Annotated in this window: 1 protein-coding gene; it reads left to right on the top strand. The window is 55.9% G+C overall.

Translation table 11 applies throughout. The features are described from left to right. Window positions 1-333, top strand: a 333-nt coding sequence (locus EOS_RS42755; RefSeq protein WP_160312586.1) for an ABC transporter permease, incomplete at both ends; no start/stop codon positions are given.

Below are 333 nucleotides of genomic sequence, written 5' to 3'. Positions count from 1 at the left end.
TTCACCCACACCATGACCGGTTCGCCCTACATCGACGCCACCATCAGCGATAACCGTCAGGAACTGATCGCCAAAATGCAGGCGGGGAAAATTCGCGGTCTGGTGGTTATTCCGGTGGATTTTGCGGAACAGATGGAGCGCGCCAACGCCACCGCACCGATTCAGGTGATCACCGACGGCAGTGAGCCGAATACCGCTAACTTTGTACAGGGGTATGTCGAAGGGATCTGGCAGATCTGGCAAATGCAGCGAGCGGAGGACAACGGGCAGACTTTTGAACCGCTTATTGATGTACAAACCCGCTACTGGTTTAACCCGGCGGCGATTAGCCAG

The organism is Caballeronia mineralivorans PML1(12), from assembly GCF_001028175.1.
Classification (GTDB): Bacteria; Pseudomonadota; Gammaproteobacteria; order Burkholderiales; family Burkholderiaceae; genus Caballeronia; species Caballeronia mineralivorans.
This window is presented reverse-complemented; position numbering and strand designations above follow the sequence as displayed.